At 74.3% G+C, this 370-nt stretch carries 1 pseudogene; it reads left to right on the plus strand.

Annotation, left to right across the window (positions count from 1 at the left end):
• Positions 1-370: pseudogene (locus tag ACERZO_RS50350) on the plus strand (ATP-binding protein); the annotation flags it as partial.

Genomic DNA, 370 nt, shown 5'->3' on the forward strand with positions numbered 1-370 from the left:
TCGGTGGTCTGGGCGTCCTCGGCGGTCCCGACGGCGACGGCGGAGGTCGGCGACCGCCGCGGCATCCTGCTCGGCGAGACGTGCACGGCCACGCGGCGCCCGGTGGCCTGGGACCCGTGGATGGCCCAGGAGATCCGCGACGGCTCCGGCCTGACGGCCATGGTGGCGGGCCTGGGTGGTGGTAAGTCGTTCCTCGGCGGCGGCATCGTCTACAAGACGCTGCGCGCGGGGGCGAACTGGACGATCCTCGACCCGTCCGGCCCGCTGTCGCGGCTGTGCGACCTGCCGGAGCTGCGCCCGTACGCGCGGCCGATCAACCTGCTCAACGCGCAGCCGGGGATCCTCAACCCGTACCGGGTGGTCGCCGAGC

This window comes from Amycolatopsis kentuckyensis, from assembly GCF_041679295.1.
GTDB lineage: Bacteria > Actinomycetota > Actinomycetes > Mycobacteriales > Pseudonocardiaceae > Amycolatopsis > Amycolatopsis kentuckyensis_A.